The sequence below is a fragment of the Parabacteroides sp. CAG:2 genome (assembly GCF_000436315.1).
Classification (GTDB): domain Bacteria; phylum Bacteroidota; class Bacteroidia; order Bacteroidales; family Tannerellaceae; genus Parabacteroides; species Parabacteroides distasonis.
This window is the reverse complement of record NZ_FR885323.1, coordinates 1-14781: the sequence shown is the minus strand read 5'-3', so window position 1 is coordinate 14781 and position 14781 is coordinate 1. Positions and strand designations below refer to the sequence as shown.

Genomic DNA, 14781 nt, shown 5'->3' with positions numbered 1-14781 from the left:
CATGGATAAACTAAAGAATTTCATAGACGCAAACCGTGACGCATTCGAGGAAGATGAGATGCTTCCCGAAGGTCACTTCGAACGTTTCGAGCAAAAACTGCCGAAGCCACGGAAAAACCGTGCGGCCCTATACAGCCTATCGGCCTTTGTCATAGCTGCCTCTATCGCTTTGTTGCTCTTATTCCGCTTGCCGGAAGGGACCGGTCTGCCGGAACCCGCGCAAAAGACCACGGCCCAGACCTGCGAGACCCAAGAGGAGATCGAGGAACTACGCCTATATTACAATATGCAAATGAACGACGTATTGGCGCAAATGAAGAAGTTGTATAAACAGGACCGGACACCGGGAGCGGAGGAGTTATTGCAAGAGAGCAAACGGATCCTCACGGATAATTATATGTTCGAGGAAACGATACTCCCTACCTTGCCTTGTTCCAACGACGGTCTCTTCGCCATGACCCAACATTACAGCAATAGCTTGGAGGGCCTCACGCTGATGCTTAAGCAAATGGAACAAGTCACGGATAACCAGAAATAGTAATAACAATTAATACATATCAATCATGAACACGACACACGTAAAATTGAGTCCCGCCGTATTGCTGACTTTCGTATTGCTGCTATGCAATCTATCGGCAATAGCTAGGCCACAAGAGAAGATCAAGAAAAAAGAGATATCCCAATCCTACAGCGTAAGCGCCGGTGATCGTCTCCAAGTAGAAAACCGTTATGGAAACATCACCGTTACCCACTGGAATCAGAATACGGTAGCTATACGGGTTGAGGTAGAATGTAAGGCTCGCAGCGAGGAACGTGCTCAAGAGAACTTGGACCGTATCCAAATCGAGACCAAGAAGATAGGTGGTATTGTCTCAGCGGTCACTACGATAAAGAAGGAGATGAATAGCAATTCGAATAATGAGTCCATGACGATCAATTATTATATCCAGATGCCTCCTAAGCTCGCCGCAGACTTGAACCAGAAATACGGAAACATCAACTTGCCAAGCGATAATAACGGCAACATGGATATCCATGTAAAATACGGCAACCTGAATGCGGGTAATTTCACAGCCAACGCAATGATAGAGGCCAAATATGGTAACATCGAGGTAGGAAATCTGCAGGACGCCCAACTGGATCTGGGCTACGTAGGAACCGCCAAGATTCGCAACGCTAAAGATTTAACGATAGACAGCAAATATTCCAATCTGGATATACAGGATATACAATCTTTACGCATGGAGATTAAATATGGTAATCTCACCATTGAAAGCGTAAGCAGACTAGACATGGAGATTAAGTACAGCGACGCTAAAATCGGGACCCTTAAGGATGCATTGAATGTAAGTAGCCTTAGCTATAGTAACTTAAAGATACGGAACTTGTCTCCCTCTTTCTCGAAGGTGAACGTAGAATCCCATTATGGGAATTTAGAGGTAGCGCTTCCCGCAAAAACTTCTTTCCGGATAGTAGCGGAGAACATGAAGTATTCAAGCTGCGACGTGAACGGTTTCAATATCACCCGCAAGCATTTTGACGATGAGGATCGTGACAAGAATTACACCTATGAGATTAATGGTGGAAAGCAACCGACGATTCACTTCGAAGGAAATCGTTACGGAAATCTAAAAGTCAAGGCCAATTAATCAGTTGTAGAGACGGGGCGTGCCCCGTCTCTACAACCGGATATTTTTATTTTGAGGTGTTTTGCCGGCGTATCTCTTCTCTCTTCAACCAGTTATCGAGTTGTGTAAACAGGAAGAAACAAGAGATCCCGGAAGCAATCGTTAAAACAATCGGGAAATAGGCTCGCAAAGAGCCTAAAACCGTTTCCGCCCCGCCCGGAGAAAGCTTAACCAAATACAAGATGCCTACTAACACAAGCATATAAGCGACAAATATGCTAAAAATGCCTACAGGTGTAAATCGTTTCTTGATATAGTACTTATATACCCGCTTCTTCTCTTGTATAATCAATGCCATAATACGGGAGTTTAATGAGGCCGAAGGTTGTTCCGCCGTCCCTCGCATCAACTTACGTGTCAAATGATCAATATCTTTCTCATTCATATTCATAACAAATCAGCTGTCTCTAATTTCATTTTATCTTGCAACACTTCATAAAACCGTTTCCGCCCACGGAATAGTTTTACTTTCACATTAGAAGCGCTCAATTCAGTGATCTGACAGATCTCTTCCACCGAGCATTCCTCCAAATAATAAAGAGTAAGCAACAAGGCCTCATCAGCCGGAAGCTTTTTCAGCGTACGTGCGATCATCTCTTTCCGGTCCTCACGCTCTAATAAAGCCGTAGCCGATTCAACTTCGTCATTCGAAAGGTCTACAGGGCCCGCCTCCTCATAACTCACGAACATACGCTGTTGTCTCAAGGCCATCAACGCCGTACGATACACGATCCTATAAAACCATGTTGAGAACTTACTATCGAAATGAAAATCGGAAAGAGCACGATACATCTTCACGAACGCATCCTGTACGGCCTCTTCTGCCTCCTCGCGATTTTCCAAGATACGAAAAGCGATGGTATAAGCCATCTTCTCATACTTCGCGACAAGGCAGGAGAAACTTTGCGTGTCCCCTGCCAAAATACGTTCTATCCACTTTCGCTCATCCATCCGGTATCGTTTATTCTTCCAGACGCATTTTCTTCTCGTCCTCCAATCTCTCCTTCTCCATTAAAGAACGGGAAAGAAAGAAATAAATTATAAAAGCTACTCCACCGAACATAATCGTAATAGCCGGAACTAACAAAAAGAACCAATCGCTATCGTAAGTGAAAGCAGAGTCGAGCATCATACCGACAATCACACCCAATGACAAACCGATCATAAAAATACCGTTACGCAGGGTATTATAACGATTAGGCCTTCTCTCGGGGCGCATAGCCTCTTCCAACACAATTCCTTTCTCGATCATCGCCATCTTTTCCTCATGCTTACTTTTAATGGTCATGTAACTAGCGATAATACCTAACAATACCGGCATACCTACCGCACAAATAACACCTAAAATAGGAATCCACAACTCGTTCATATCTTTTATTCTTTAAAGGTTTAATAAATTATTCGCTTTTATCAATAAGACATGAGTAATCACAAATCGGTTACAAAAAAGAGAAGAAATTTTATACATGCACAAATAAAAGAAGCGAACTCCATCCATTTATGAAGTTCGCTTCTTGGGAAAGTTATTTATCGTCTTTTTAGATACTTACGCAAGTTCACCTCTTACGATCTCTTCTTTGTCCTTATCCCAGTACATCGTACGTCCTTCCAGATAAGCGCGAGTACCCATGTGGGCAGTCATAGCTTCTTGGAAAGCAGCGTCGATATTACAGCTAGGAGTCTTGCCTTGACGGATACATTCCAGCCACTCACGGATATGCAAGTGAGTCGTATCATAACGTTTACCATTTACATACGTATACAGCAAACCACGTTTAGCGAAATACAACTCCGTAGGAGATGTAACGGAATCCGAGCTATTTTGTCCCGGTACATAGGTATAGAACGGGGTATCTGTAGGAATAATACCTTCCTTGATCTTATCCGCATAACGAGTGGAATCTTGGTCAACCGTAATAGCCAAGATATTGGAAACCTCCATAGAAGCATCATGCCCCATGAACACCTTGCCACGGTTACGGCTACTTGCCAATGTAGCGCTATACAACATCGTCAAGTCACGATCCGGCCACTCGAAAGTAGTCTGCAATACATCAGGTACCGTACGTCCGTCCTTGAAGAAATAAACACCACCGGATGAAGTAGCGGAATGAGGTATACCTACATGCATGATCTGGTTGACAGCGTCGTACTCATGTGTCAACAAGTCACCGGAAAGACCTGTACTATAATCCCACCAGCAACGCCAGCGGAAGAAACGTTCCAGACTAAACTTGCTACGCTCGTCCGGACCGATATATCTTTCAAGCTTATTGGATGTCATATAATCCATATACTCCTTAATACGCTCAGGATCACCTTCAAACTGTTTCCAATCGATCGTATTCGGATTAGAGCCTTCGATAATATCATATACCCAAGCACCATTTGGAGAGTTACGGTTCGTACAAACCTCGATCAAGTTAACAGGGCCTAATAATCCGTTACCGATAATCTCCTCGGCCTTCTGATAGCAATCGGTCTGACGTCCTTGGTGACCTAACTGAAATACAACGCCAGTCTCTTTGATCACTTGGCGAACCATATACGTCTCAGGAACCGTCCATGATAACGGTTTCTCGCAATATACATGCTTTCCGGCACGTGCCGCAGCCATAGCGATCGTGCTATGCCAGTGGTCCGGACCAGCGATAATAACGGCATCCACATCCGGAGCCGTTACCAGCTCTTGATAAGTCCGGTAACGTTTCGGAGCAGGCCCGAACTTACCGCCGCTACCCTCACGATGGATATTGGAACCGGTCAATACAGCGGCCTCACCATATACATCAAATATATCACAAACCGCGGTTATCTCAATATTCAGATCATCTTGCTCCATATATTGCTGATAACGCGTGTCTTTCTTATTCAACTTATTAGCCTCTTTCATCTTATCGATCCAAGAAGGCTCAGCGAAACCTGCGGCACGCATCAATTGCTTTCCACGAATACCGAAGCCTACCAAACCGATACGGATCTTCTTACCATCGCCTTGCGGCTCTAAATAGGAGGCCTGCCTGTTACTTACCTGAAATACATCTGATATGTTACGGCCTCTTAAAGCGTCTTTCCTTTTTTGGTAAACGCCATATGCCAAAGCACCTAAGATAGGCACTGTAGCCAATGTCTTCAATGTGTCCCGACGTCCTTTATCGGGCATTTGCTCCTGAGAAGGAGTATTCTTTGCATCTTCTGTTGCCATGGGTATCAAATAAATTTAAGTTTATGCAATATCGGACACACACGTCCTAACACACGATCGAATCCTATGATTTGTGATGTAGGGAATACGCACATCAAGCCTAAAGCGGCGAACTCCACAAGGTTCTTGTCAATCCATAAATAAGAGCCTTCAAACGGCATCATATAGCTCGCTCCCACGAAAGAGGGGTGGGATAACGTGTACATAGCGAGAAGAATCATACCTCCAACAGAAGATAAACGATACAAACAGCCTAAAGTCAAGCCTAGGCCGATCAATAACAGAGCCCACTCATTCAAGAAGTTGATGGTTGTCATCAAACTGTCGTCTTGAGTCAATTTGATAAAAAATGAAGCAGCGGGACCCTTTGAATCGAGTAGATAGGGTAGAGATGTCCATTTTGGGTTCATGATTTTTACTAGGCCTTCATACATAAAGTGCCAACCTATAAAAAGACGCAGCATCATCAGCCAAGTCATCTGCGCTTTCGTGTAACCTTGTTCTATTTTCATTTCTTGGTCCTAAAAAATTGGTTTAGAAAAAGTCGATTATTAAAAACACAACACCCGAAGCTAAAATCATAGATTTAGGCCTCGGGCGTTATTTATGCTAAAATGTGCTTGATACGATTAATCCAAAACTTTAACAGTAATGTTACGGAACCAAACATCATCCCCGTGGTCTTGAAATCCGATGAAACCTTCTTTGTTAGCGCCACCGCAATTCAACAACAACTCATAAGCCAACGGCCATTTGTCTTTGCTAAATTTGCTATTATCCAACATTTCTTTCCATTGCGGAGTCCACAAGTGATACTCAACAACAGGTTCATCGCTATTCAAATAGTGAACAACTGTACCCTTATAGCACATGATCTTACCCTTGTTCCACTCACCGAACGGTTTTGCGTTCTGCGGTTTAGCAGGAATCATGTCATACAAAGAAGAAGATTTACGGTTGCCATCCTTACCTAACTTAGCGTCGGGGTGGTTCTCGTTATCCAATACTTGGTACTCAGGAGCAGAGATGTAAGAAGGTTGTCCCTCTACCTCTTGAATCATGATGAATACACCAGAGTTAGAGCCTTTACCTACTTTCCATTCGAACTCAAGCTCGAAGTTACCCAACTTATGAGCGAAGATCAAGTCCCCACCGTTGGAAGCACCAGCCTCACCAGCACCAGAGCCATTGATTTTGATCGCTCCGTCCTCGATTGTCCAAGCACCCGGAACGTCAGCACGGTCATAACCTCTCCAGCCATTGAATGTCTTACCATCGAAGATCACATATCTACCCTCTTTATCTTTCGGGAAAGTCGTGATATCTACAGTAGGAAGATCTGTCATGAGCTTGTACTCAGGAGCTGCGGCTTCTGTTGTAGTCTCAGCAGCTGCAGGAGCTTCTTCTGTTTTCTTTCCACCACCACAAGAAGTGAAATAACACATCATGATAGCGGCACTTGCTAATAATACTGACTTTTTCATTTTATTTATTGAGTTAAAACTATTATCTCGGCATATCTACCAACTTCCAGCCTTCACGGTAGTTGTGCTTGATCAAGCCTGCGGCAAATTCTTGAGCATTAATTGGATCCGTCCACTCTGTCTTGAATTTCGGGTCACCATCGATAACCTCGAATGTATCTTTCTTGATGATCTTGATTGTCTCATTCGGATCGATATTCGTAAATCTCATGTTAGGGCCATCCCACAACAATTCTTTATTCAATCTTTGCAAACGAACAGCCAATACACCCATTACAACCATTTCATTGAACGGACCAGCCTCCAAGAAGTTAGACTTCGTCTGAACACGGCTGCCTGCGCTTTCCTTACAAGCACGAATCCAGTCTTGTTCGTGACCACCCTTCATAGCGTCTTTCACGCGGCGCAATGTTTGAGGAACGTTCGGTTTACGACCAGATAACAACCATGGGTTAACACCGTAGCAACCGCAGATCAATGTATCTTTCGTACCATGGAAGATACACAATCCACCACCTTCACCCATCAATTCCTTACCTTGAGGGAATCCTTCTGGACGATCCGGCATCATACCACCATCATACCAGTGAACTTCAACCTCCGGCATAGCTACCTTTGGCATATTATCACGAGCCGGGAATACCAACTTAACATGCTGAGCGTTAGGAGCACAGTCTTGTAATAACAATGTAGAAGAACCTTGAACTCTTGTCGGATAGCCTAAATTCAAGCCTTTGAATACCGGATGTAAGATGTGGCAAGCCATATCACCCAACGCACCTGTACCATAATCCCACCATCCGCGCCAGTTCCAAGGATGATATGTCTTATTAAACGGTCTCAATTTAGCAGGACCCGTAAACAAATCCCAATTCAATGTAGAAGGAATCTTATCAACTTTCTCAGGAGCGTTCAAACCTTGCGGCCAGATAGGACGGTTGGTAGCGCATTCTACTTTAGTAACCTCACCGATCTCACCATTCCAAATCCATTCACAGATCAAATCTACACCTTCAGCCAATGAAGAACCTTGGTTACCCATCTGAGTAGCTACGTCATACTTCTTAGCCAAGTTCGTAAGCAAACGGGACTCATAAACAGAGTGAGTCAACGGTTTCTGAGTGTATACGTGTTTGCCAAGCGTCATAGCGTCAGCTGTGATCATCGCATGAGTATGGTCAGCGGTAGCTACCAACACAGCGTCAATAGATTTACCCATCTCATCATACATCTTACGATAGTCCCAGTATTTTTTAGCTTGAGGATGACGGTCGAATACAGGTTTTGAGTACTTCCAGTCGATGTCACAAAGAGCTACGATATTCTCGGTAGTCTCCATGTTCTTTAAGTTAGCGTTACCCATACCTCCGATACCAACACCGGCAATATTCAATTTATCAGTTGGAGCGATATGACCATGGGTTTTACCTAGGACCGCACTCGGAACAATAGTCAAAGCTGCTGCGGCAGCCGTACCTTTTTGAAGAAAAGATCTTCTAGAAATGTTAGACATAGTAATAATTTTTTATAGATTAGCACTTAACAATGATATTTCATGTGTCTTTACACCTTTACAGGCAACAAATTGTCGCAAATATAGCCAATGCTGTATTATTGACAAGATCAAAAGACCGCTTTCTTATTTAAAATAGTTTTTTTTAACAGACAGGATAGATCTTATTTATAATTTCATAAATATTATCTATAGGATTGGGGGTATTTTATTAACGCAGTTTGGATATATTTGTAAAAACATGAAAACATATTCATATTAACAACTGTTATCTTAAATGAGAACAACTATATGAAAAAAGAATCTGCATTCATACGAATATATCGCTTTTATCTGGAAGGATTCCGGGAGATGAAGCTGGGCAAGACTCTTTGGCTAATCATTCTAGTCAAATTGTTTATCATGTTTTTTATCCTGAGATTATTCTTCTTTCCTAATTATCTCGGGCAATTCGATAGCGATAGTGAGAAGGAGAACCACGTATCGAACGAACTCATACAACGGGCAATAAATCCTTAAAACATTAATAAATATGATTGAAAACATTGACACTTCATTGATCGATTGGTCGAGGGCTCAATTTGCCCTTACTGCCATGTATCATTGGCTCTTCGTGCCACTAACACTAGGACTTGGCGTTATCCAAGCTATTATGGAGACGATTTATTATCGGACAGGTAATGAGGCATGGAAAAAGACCGCCCAATTTTGGATGAAATTATTCGGTATCAATTTCGCTATCGGTGTCGCTACGGGATTGATCCTCGAGTTCGAGTTCGGAACCAACTGGTCTAACTATAGTTGGTTTGTCGGGGATATCTTCGGGGCACCTTTGGCTATCGAGGGAATTCTCGCCTTCTTTATGGAAGCTACCTTTATCGCTGTTATGTTTTTTGGTTGGGACAAGGTTAGCAAACGCTTTCATCTCGCCTCCACTTGGCTGACGATTATCGGCGCTACTCTTTCCGCTCTCTGGATCTTGATCGCTAACGCATGGATGCAATATCCGGTCGGTATGCATTTCAATCCGGATACGGTCCGTAACGAGATGTTCGATTTCTGGGCCGTAGCCTTATCGCCTGTCGCCATTAATAAGTTTTTCCATACGGTATTGTCCGGTTGGATCGTAGGCGCCTTGTTCGTACTAGGAATCAGCTGCTGGTATTTATTAAAGAAACGGAATACCGAATTCGCTTTGTCAAGTATCAAGGTCAGCGCTATATTCGGGTTGGTAGCCTCCATCCTTATTATCTGGACGGGTGATGGCTCCGCTTACCAAGTCGCTCAAAAGCAGCCGATGAAACTAGCCGCCATGGAAGGTCTTTATGAGGGTGGCAACGGAGTAGGACTCGTAGGTATCGGCATCTTAAATCCGGCAAAGACGAGTTATCTGGATAACCAGAACGCATTTATTTTTGACATTAAGTTCCCCAAACTCCTCTCCTTCTTAGCAGAACGTGACATGAACGCATACGTTCCGGGAATCGTAAACTTAATAGAGGGAGGTTATACGACCAATAAAGGAACGGTAGCGCTCTCCGCCAAAGAAAAAATAGAGAAAGGTAAAACCGCCATCAAAGCGTTAGCTGATTATCGCAAAGCGGTTAAAGATAAAGATACCGCAGCAGCCGCACAATACAGGGTAACCTTGGAAGAGAATTTCCCCTATTTCGGATATGGTTATATTAAGGATCCGGCAGAGTTAATCCCGCATGTAGGATTGACATTCTATTCTTTCCGTGTGATGGTGATCCTTGGTTGTTTCTTCATCTTACTATTCATTATTACGTTGATATGGGATAAAAAAGGGAAAATCGCTAATACACGTTGGTTGCAATACGTGGGCCTATGGTCTATACCTTTAGGATATATAGCGGGACAAGCCGGTTGGATCGTAGCGGAGGTAGGACGTCAACCTTGGGCTATACAGGATATCTTGCCGACCAGCGCTTCGATATCCAAGTTAAACCCATCCTCGGTACAGACCACTTTCTACCTGTTCCTTATCTTATTTACGATCCTGCTGATCGCAGAGATTGGAATCATGGTTAAGGCCATCAAGAAAGGGCCGGAAGCTGCCGCCCACTAATTTTCAATTTTCAAATATCAATTCTTAAATAGAAAGTCCTATGGATAGTACATATATATTGTTACAACATTACTGGTGGTTTCTGGTATCTCTACTCGGAGCGCTATTAGTATTCCTTCTTTTTGTACAAGGAGGCCAATCTCTACTCTTCACTATCGGCAAGACGGAGATACAGCAAAAAATGTTATTGAACTCGACCGGGCGTAAGTGGGAGTTTACTTTCACTACGTTGGTCACTTTCGGAGGTGCTTTCTTCGCCTCTTTCCCTTTATTTTATTCCACAAGCTTCGGCGGAGCCTATTGGGTATGGATGCTGATCTTGCTTTGCTTCGTGATACAAGCTGTATCTTACGAGTATCAAGCGAAAAAAGGCAACCTACTCGGGAAAAAGACGTATCAAGTATTTCTTATGATCAATGGTATAGCAGGTCCGATCTTACTCGGAACCGCTGTAGCGACCTTCTTTAACGGCGCTGAATTTATTGTTAACAAAGAACAGTTGACTGATGTAGCCATGCCCGTCATTTCCACGTGGGCCAATCCTTGGCATGGATTAGAGGCGGCTTTGGTATTTTGGAATTTGTGCCTAGGACTGGCAGTTTTCTTCTTGGCACGAGCTCTGGCCCTACTCTATTTTATCAACAATATCGATGATCCGGAGATTGTCGCTAAAAGCCGGAAACAATTGATACCGGAGACAATCTTGTTCCTCGTCTTTTTCTTGACATTCTTGATCCGTTTATTGTTGGTGGACGGTTTTGCCGTAAATCCGGATACCGGAGAAGTATTTATGCAACCGTATAAGTATTTTATGAACCTGATCGAGATGCCAATCGTGTTAGCCGTATTATTGATTGGCGTGGTTGGCGTGCTATTCGGCATAGGGAAAACGATATTCTCGAAGACTTGGAGAAAAGGCATCTGGTTTGCGGGAGCAGGGACTGTCTTGACCGTATTAGCTTTATTACTTTGCGCAGGATGGAATAATACGGCTTACTACCCATCTTTGGCGGATCTACAAAGTTCATTGACGATCCAGAATAGTTGCTCAAGCCCATTCACGTTGAAAGTAATGAGCTATGTATCTATTCTCGTTCCATTCGTATTAGCCTACATTTTCTATGCTTGGAGAGCGCTTGATCTACATAAGATCAATAGTAAGGAAATGCAAGAAGGAGGTCATACCTATTAAATAATGTGCAAATTAAATAATATGCCAATGTGCCAATATGTCAATGTCAAGTGAGAATACAAGTGATAGTATCTTAATTGACACATTAGCATATTGGCATATTGCTACATTGGCACATTAATCTATTGCCTTTAGAAGTCCGCCTCTTTTGTCCACTTAGGCATCTCATCATTGTTGGCGATAACTAAACCGATACTAAACATTAAGTTCATATCTTCCATAGCCCCATCAAAATCCCACCAAGATTCATCATACTCATCATTCGGTTGGTGATACCGGTAAACTTTCGGTTTAGCCTCATGGCGTGCTTTATCCACGTAATCCTTACCGCCACCAACTAAAATCGTAGGTACGCCTTTTTTCACGAAATTAAAATGATCGGAACGGAAATAACCACCCGCAGGATCTTCGGTAATAACCTTCACGGTCCGTCCTTGTGCCGAGGCCATAGCGATCACCAAGGCATCCGTATCCGTCTTACCCGCAGCCCGGAGAGAAATATCATGGGTACGCTCACGCGGAGCCGTGCCGTCAAAGTTCAAGTTAATAGCCGTTTTAGATAAAGGGAACAAAGGATGCTCACAATAGTACTGAGAACCTAATAAGCCACATTCCTCGGAAGTCACCGCCACGAATACGATGGAACGACGGGAATGAACAGGCAATGATTGATATTTCTTAGCTAATAACATTAAGGTTGCCACGCCCGAAGCATTATCGCTAGCGCCATTATAGATACTGTCCCCATCTATCGGCGTGCCGATCCCAAAATGATCCCAGTGAGCGGTAAAAACCAAGTATTCGTCTTTCAGGTCCGTGCCCGGTAAAACAGCCGCCACGTTATGAGACTCGCCTACAGTCATCTTTACATTTAATATAACCTTACTTTTCGCCTTCATCGTAAAACTCTTGAAACCCGGTTTCTTCGCCGCGGCAATCGTCTCATCAAAATTCAATCCGCTAAGGGCGAACATTTTCTTGCAAGCCTCCTCCGAGAGCCATCCCTTCATGCCCAAAGCTTCCGCATTCATTGTCTCCGAGCAAAGAGCGATATTTGTCTGCACGTGAGAAGCCTGACAGACCTTCCAACCATACGAAGCGGCCGCCTCGTTATGAAGAACCAATAAACCTGCGGCACCTTGGCGTTGCGCCTCCTCGAACTTATAAGTCCAACGGCCATAATAAGTCATGTTCTTTCCACGGAACAAAGACGTATCATAAAAACCGGGATCATTCACCATAGCGATAACGATTTTCCCCTTCACGTCTACATTCGCATAATCGTTCCATCCATATTCCGGCGCATTAATGCCAAACCCACAGAACACATAGTCCGTAGTAGGGATAACTACCTGCTCAGTTCCCCGGTTCGTCCAAACGACAATATCATCCGAGAACTTCAAATCCATAGACCCTTTCGCGCATTTCACCGTGATCTTATCCTTTACCGGACGGGTAAAAGTAGATATTTCCTTCACCGGCTGGAAATAACTATCGCCATTAGCAGGTTGAAGACCTAGTTTCTTAAATTCATCAGCGATGTAATGGATTGTTTTCGTCTCATACTCGGTCAAAGGCTTACGCCCTCCGAACTCATCCGAGCCTAAAGTCTTTACTCGTTCCTTAAAAAAAGCCAAATCTTCCTCATAACTCTGGGCCATAACAGATACGCCCATAGCGAGCATCAGGAAGAAAACAGAGATAAAATTCTTGTTCATAATCGTAGATTGTTAAATGACATAATTTATTAGATATAGGTATTTAGATTTCAAAATAACAATAAAAAAAGGAAACGGCGAAGCTCACGCTTGGCCGTTTCTACATTTAACCGTTTTAAACAAAAAGAAAAAGTTAGTTAAGGCTTAGAAAAAAATATCTTAAGTCTATTTACCGACTGTATATTCGCTTTCCCGAAGGACAGCAAACAAATATATGGAATCCACCTCATCCTGCATACATTACACTTTGTTTTTTTGTTATTTTTCACAGAACAGAAATGCTTTTGTATTATCTTTGCACTCAATTATTCCCATAGACAACAAATGGCTGATTTTGATATAAACATATTGGGATGCGGTTCCGCATTGCCCACGACACGCCATCTGGCGACCTCTCAAATAGTAGATTTACGAGATAAACTATACATGATCGACTGCGGAGAAGGCACGCAAGTGCAAATGCGTCGTATGCGTATAAAATTCAGTCGTTTAAATCATATCTTCATCTCCCACCTACACGGAGATCATTGCTTCGGGCTACCGGGATTGATCTCTACATTAGGTATGTTGGGACGTAATGGAGAACTTGTTATTCATGGGCCGAAAGAGATCGAGAGCTATATGCGTCCGATACTTGATATCTTTTGTAAAGGGTTGCCTTATGAGATCCGTTTTAACTTAATCGACCCGACAACTCATTCGTTGGTTATGGAAGATCGCTCCTTAAGCGTTTATTCCATTCCGTTAAAGCACCGTATACCCTGTTGTGGCTATTTATTCGCCGAGAAAGCCAAAGAAGCGCATATCATCCGGGAGATGACAGATTTCTATCAAGTTCCCGTCCGTATGATGCAAGAGATCAAAAGGGGCGCTGATTTCGTCACCCCGGAAGGAGAGGTAATCCCGAATGCCCGCTTAACCCGCCCTGCCGTCGCTCCCAAACGGTATGCTTATTGCTCGGATACAGCTTTTCACCCATCTATAATCCCCATCATTGAAGGGGTGGATTTATTATACCACGAGGCGACTTTCGCTGAATGTGACGCCGCACGTGCGAAAGAGACCTTCCACTCTACCGCCCGCCAAGCGGCCGAGATTGCTTATAAAGCCCAAGTGAAGCGATTGGTTATCGGTCATTACTCGGCTCGTTACGAGGATATGGCACCGTTAAAGAAAGAAGCAGACAAGATATTTCCCGGCACGATCTTAGGAGAGGAAGGTATGAGGCTTAGCGTATAATCATACATCCGTTTTACGAAATAAAGCTAATTACTTTCTAATATGCGGAAAACTTTCTACATTTGTACGAATTTAGGGACAAGTAAATGAAGCTTATACATATCATCGCTTTGGCACTTGCATTCTCCGCAAGTTATCCGGTTTACGCACAAGCTAATAAATCGGGAGTCAAGACATTTGCTTCTAGGCAAGAAGATCCCTCTCCTATCGAAATCACGGCCTACGAGAATCGCATCAAGGTAGAGAACGCTCCTGTCGGGAGTATCTTGGAAATCTACAGTGTCGTAGGCATCAAGGTGAAAGAAATCGAAGTCAAGCAGTCCACCGCCGAATATGTCGTAGATATCGCAAAGGGATATTATATCATCCGCATTGGCGATACGGTACGCAAGGTGGCGATACGATAAATAAAAGCCCCATAGGATAAATCCCACGGGGCTTGTTTTTTGATCCGCTTTCTCTTCTCACGAGGATACCTGCGGAAGAACTTTTAATTACTTTAGTATTAATATGCCACGTGTTCACCCGTCACGGGATACTTTATTTTGTGGCATAGTTATTTAATTATATATTACATAAAGGCGGGTCTCCCCGCCTCTATTCGTTTAGTCCATCGGTTAGTCTTATTTTACGACTACCTTAACAGCCTCTTC

General features: G+C 43.4%; 15 protein-coding genes. 7 read left to right on the top strand and 8 right to left on the bottom strand.

The features are described 5' to 3' along the window. Position 1 precedes the first annotated feature (1 nt). Positions 2-538 (top strand): hypothetical protein, encoded by a 537-nt coding sequence (locus tag QVP94_RS15505; RefSeq protein ID WP_022192942.1) that lies wholly within the window; start codon positions 2-4, stop codon positions 536-538. Between the two features lie 25 nt (positions 539-563). Next, a complete protein-coding gene (locus tag QVP94_RS15500) occupies positions 564-1649 on the top strand; it encodes a DUF4097 family beta strand repeat-containing protein (RefSeq protein WP_005861094.1) in 1086 nt (361 codons plus the stop codon). Between the two features lie 46 nt (positions 1650-1695). Here QVP94_RS15500 and QVP94_RS15495 read toward each other — a convergent pair whose 3' ends face one another. The 7 genes from QVP94_RS15495 to QVP94_RS15465 all read right to left on the bottom strand — a co-directional run bounded on the left by QVP94_RS15495 (position 1696) and on the right by QVP94_RS15465 (position 7890). After that, positions 1696-2073, bottom strand: a complete 378-nt coding sequence (locus QVP94_RS15495; RefSeq protein ID WP_226769929.1) for a hypothetical protein — start codon at positions 2071-2073, stop codon at positions 1696-1698. Between the two features lie 2 nt (positions 2074-2075). Then, on the bottom strand, positions 2076-2639 hold the full coding sequence (locus QVP94_RS15490) for an RNA polymerase sigma factor (protein WP_022192941.1): 564 nt from the start codon (positions 2637-2639) through the stop codon (positions 2076-2078). A gap of 10 nt (positions 2640-2649) precedes the next feature. After that, a complete protein-coding gene (locus QVP94_RS15485; protein ID WP_005861087.1) occupies positions 2650-3057 on the bottom strand; it encodes a DUF6249 domain-containing protein in 408 nt (135 codons plus the stop codon). 177 nt (positions 3058-3234) lie between these two features. After that, a complete protein-coding gene (locus QVP94_RS15480) occupies positions 3235-4893 on the bottom strand; it encodes a Gfo/Idh/MocA family protein (protein WP_005861085.1) in 1659 nt (552 codons plus the stop codon). A gap of 5 nt (positions 4894-4898) precedes the next feature. Then, positions 4899-5405: a DoxX family membrane protein gene (locus QVP94_RS15475; RefSeq protein WP_005861083.1), complete on the bottom strand. Its 507-nt coding sequence runs from the start codon at positions 5403-5405 to the stop codon at positions 4899-4901. Between the two features lie 117 nt (positions 5406-5522). Then, the gene (locus QVP94_RS15470; protein ID WP_005861081.1) at positions 5523-6377 is read right to left on the bottom strand and encodes a 3-keto-disaccharide hydrolase; all 855 of its coding nucleotides are present in this window, start codon (positions 6375-6377) and stop codon (positions 5523-5525) included. A 22-nt stretch (positions 6378-6399) separates the two neighbouring features. Continuing rightward, entirely contained in the window at positions 6400-7890 is a 1491-nt protein-coding gene (locus QVP94_RS15465) for a glycoside 3-dehydrogenase (protein ID WP_005861079.1), read from the bottom strand. Between the two features lie 291 nt (positions 7891-8181). Between QVP94_RS15465 and QVP94_RS15460 the strand changes: the two genes are divergently transcribed. Genes QVP94_RS15460 through QVP94_RS15450 form a run of 3 tightly spaced genes read left to right on the top strand, consistent with a single transcriptional unit; the run spans position 8182 to position 11171 of the window. After that, entirely contained in the window at positions 8182-8409 is a 228-nt protein-coding gene (locus QVP94_RS15460; protein WP_005861078.1) for a DUF4492 domain-containing protein, read from the top strand. 13 nt (positions 8410-8422) lie between these two features. Then, the gene (locus QVP94_RS15455) at positions 8423-9979 is read left to right on the top strand and encodes a cytochrome ubiquinol oxidase subunit I (protein WP_005861076.1); all 1557 of its coding nucleotides are present in this window, start codon (positions 8423-8425) and stop codon (positions 9977-9979) included. A 40-nt stretch (positions 9980-10019) separates the two neighbouring features. Continuing rightward, on the top strand, positions 10020-11171 hold the full coding sequence (locus QVP94_RS15450; RefSeq protein ID WP_005861074.1) for a cytochrome d ubiquinol oxidase subunit II: 1152 nt from the start codon (positions 10020-10022) through the stop codon (positions 11169-11171). Between the two features lie 131 nt (positions 11172-11302). Here the strand turns inward: QVP94_RS15450 and QVP94_RS15445 are convergent, their stop codons facing one another. Beyond that, complete coding sequence (locus QVP94_RS15445) at positions 11303-12889, bottom strand: M28 family peptidase (protein WP_022192940.1); 1587 nt, start codon at positions 12887-12889, stop codon at positions 11303-11305. 324 nt (positions 12890-13213) lie between these two features. On the opposite strand from QVP94_RS15445, the gene QVP94_RS15440 reads away from it, so the two are divergent. Both QVP94_RS15440 and QVP94_RS15435 read left to right on the top strand, forming a co-directional pair. Continuing rightward, positions 13214-14128 (top strand): ribonuclease Z, encoded by a 915-nt coding sequence (locus tag QVP94_RS15440; protein ID WP_005861069.1) that lies wholly within the window; start codon positions 13214-13216, stop codon positions 14126-14128. 86 nt (positions 14129-14214) lie between these two features. Continuing rightward, entirely contained in the window at positions 14215-14535 is a 321-nt protein-coding gene (locus QVP94_RS15435; RefSeq protein WP_005861068.1) for a T9SS type A sorting domain-containing protein, read from the top strand. Positions 14536-14781: the final 246 nt, after the last annotated feature.

What these genes read in the sequence shown, in the direction of transcription:
- QVP94_RS15505 (WP_022192942.1), top strand. Translation starts at nt 2, where the DNA reads ATGGATAAACTAAAGAATTTCATAGACGCAAACCGTGACGCATTCGAG.
- QVP94_RS15450 (WP_005861074.1), top strand. Translation starts at nt 10,020, where the DNA reads ATGGATAGTACATATATATTGTTACAACATTACTGGTGGTTTCTGGTA.
- QVP94_RS15440 (WP_005861069.1), top strand. Translation starts at nt 13,214, where the DNA reads ATGGCTGATTTTGATATAAACATATTGGGATGCGGTTCCGCATTGCCC.
- QVP94_RS15455 (WP_005861076.1), top strand. Translation starts at nt 8,423, where the DNA reads ATGATTGAAAACATTGACACTTCATTGATCGATTGGTCGAGGGCTCAA.
- QVP94_RS15490 (WP_022192941.1), bottom strand. Translation starts at nt 2,639, where the DNA reads ATGGATGAGCGAAAGTGGATAGAACGTATTTTGGCAGGGGACACGCAA.
- QVP94_RS15445 (WP_022192940.1), bottom strand. Translation starts at nt 12,889, where the DNA reads ATGAACAAGAATTTTATCTCTGTTTTCTTCCTGATGCTCGCTATGGGC.
- QVP94_RS15465 (WP_005861079.1), bottom strand. Translation starts at nt 7,890, where the DNA reads ATGTCTAACATTTCTAGAAGATCTTTTCTTCAAAAAGGTACGGCTGCC.
- QVP94_RS15500 (WP_005861094.1), top strand. Translation starts at nt 564, where the DNA reads ATGAACACGACACACGTAAAATTGAGTCCCGCCGTATTGCTGACTTTC.
- QVP94_RS15495 (WP_226769929.1), bottom strand. Translation starts at nt 2,073, where the DNA reads ATGAATGAGAAAGATATTGATCATTTGACACGTAAGTTGATGCGAGGG.
- QVP94_RS15485 (WP_005861087.1), bottom strand. Translation starts at nt 3,057, where the DNA reads ATGAACGAGTTGTGGATTCCTATTTTAGGTGTTATTTGTGCGGTAGGT.
- QVP94_RS15480 (WP_005861085.1), bottom strand. Translation starts at nt 4,893, where the DNA reads ATGGCAACAGAAGATGCAAAGAATACTCCTTCTCAGGAGCAAATGCCC.
- QVP94_RS15475 (WP_005861083.1), bottom strand. Translation starts at nt 5,405, where the DNA reads ATGAAAATAGAACAAGGTTACACGAAAGCGCAGATGACTTGGCTGATG.
- QVP94_RS15435 (WP_005861068.1), top strand. Translation starts at nt 14,215, where the DNA reads ATGAAGCTTATACATATCATCGCTTTGGCACTTGCATTCTCCGCAAGT.
- QVP94_RS15470 (WP_005861081.1), bottom strand. Translation starts at nt 6,377, where the DNA reads ATGAAAAAGTCAGTATTATTAGCAAGTGCCGCTATCATGATGTGTTAT.
- QVP94_RS15460 (WP_005861078.1), top strand. Translation starts at nt 8,182, where the DNA reads ATGAAAAAAGAATCTGCATTCATACGAATATATCGCTTTTATCTGGAA.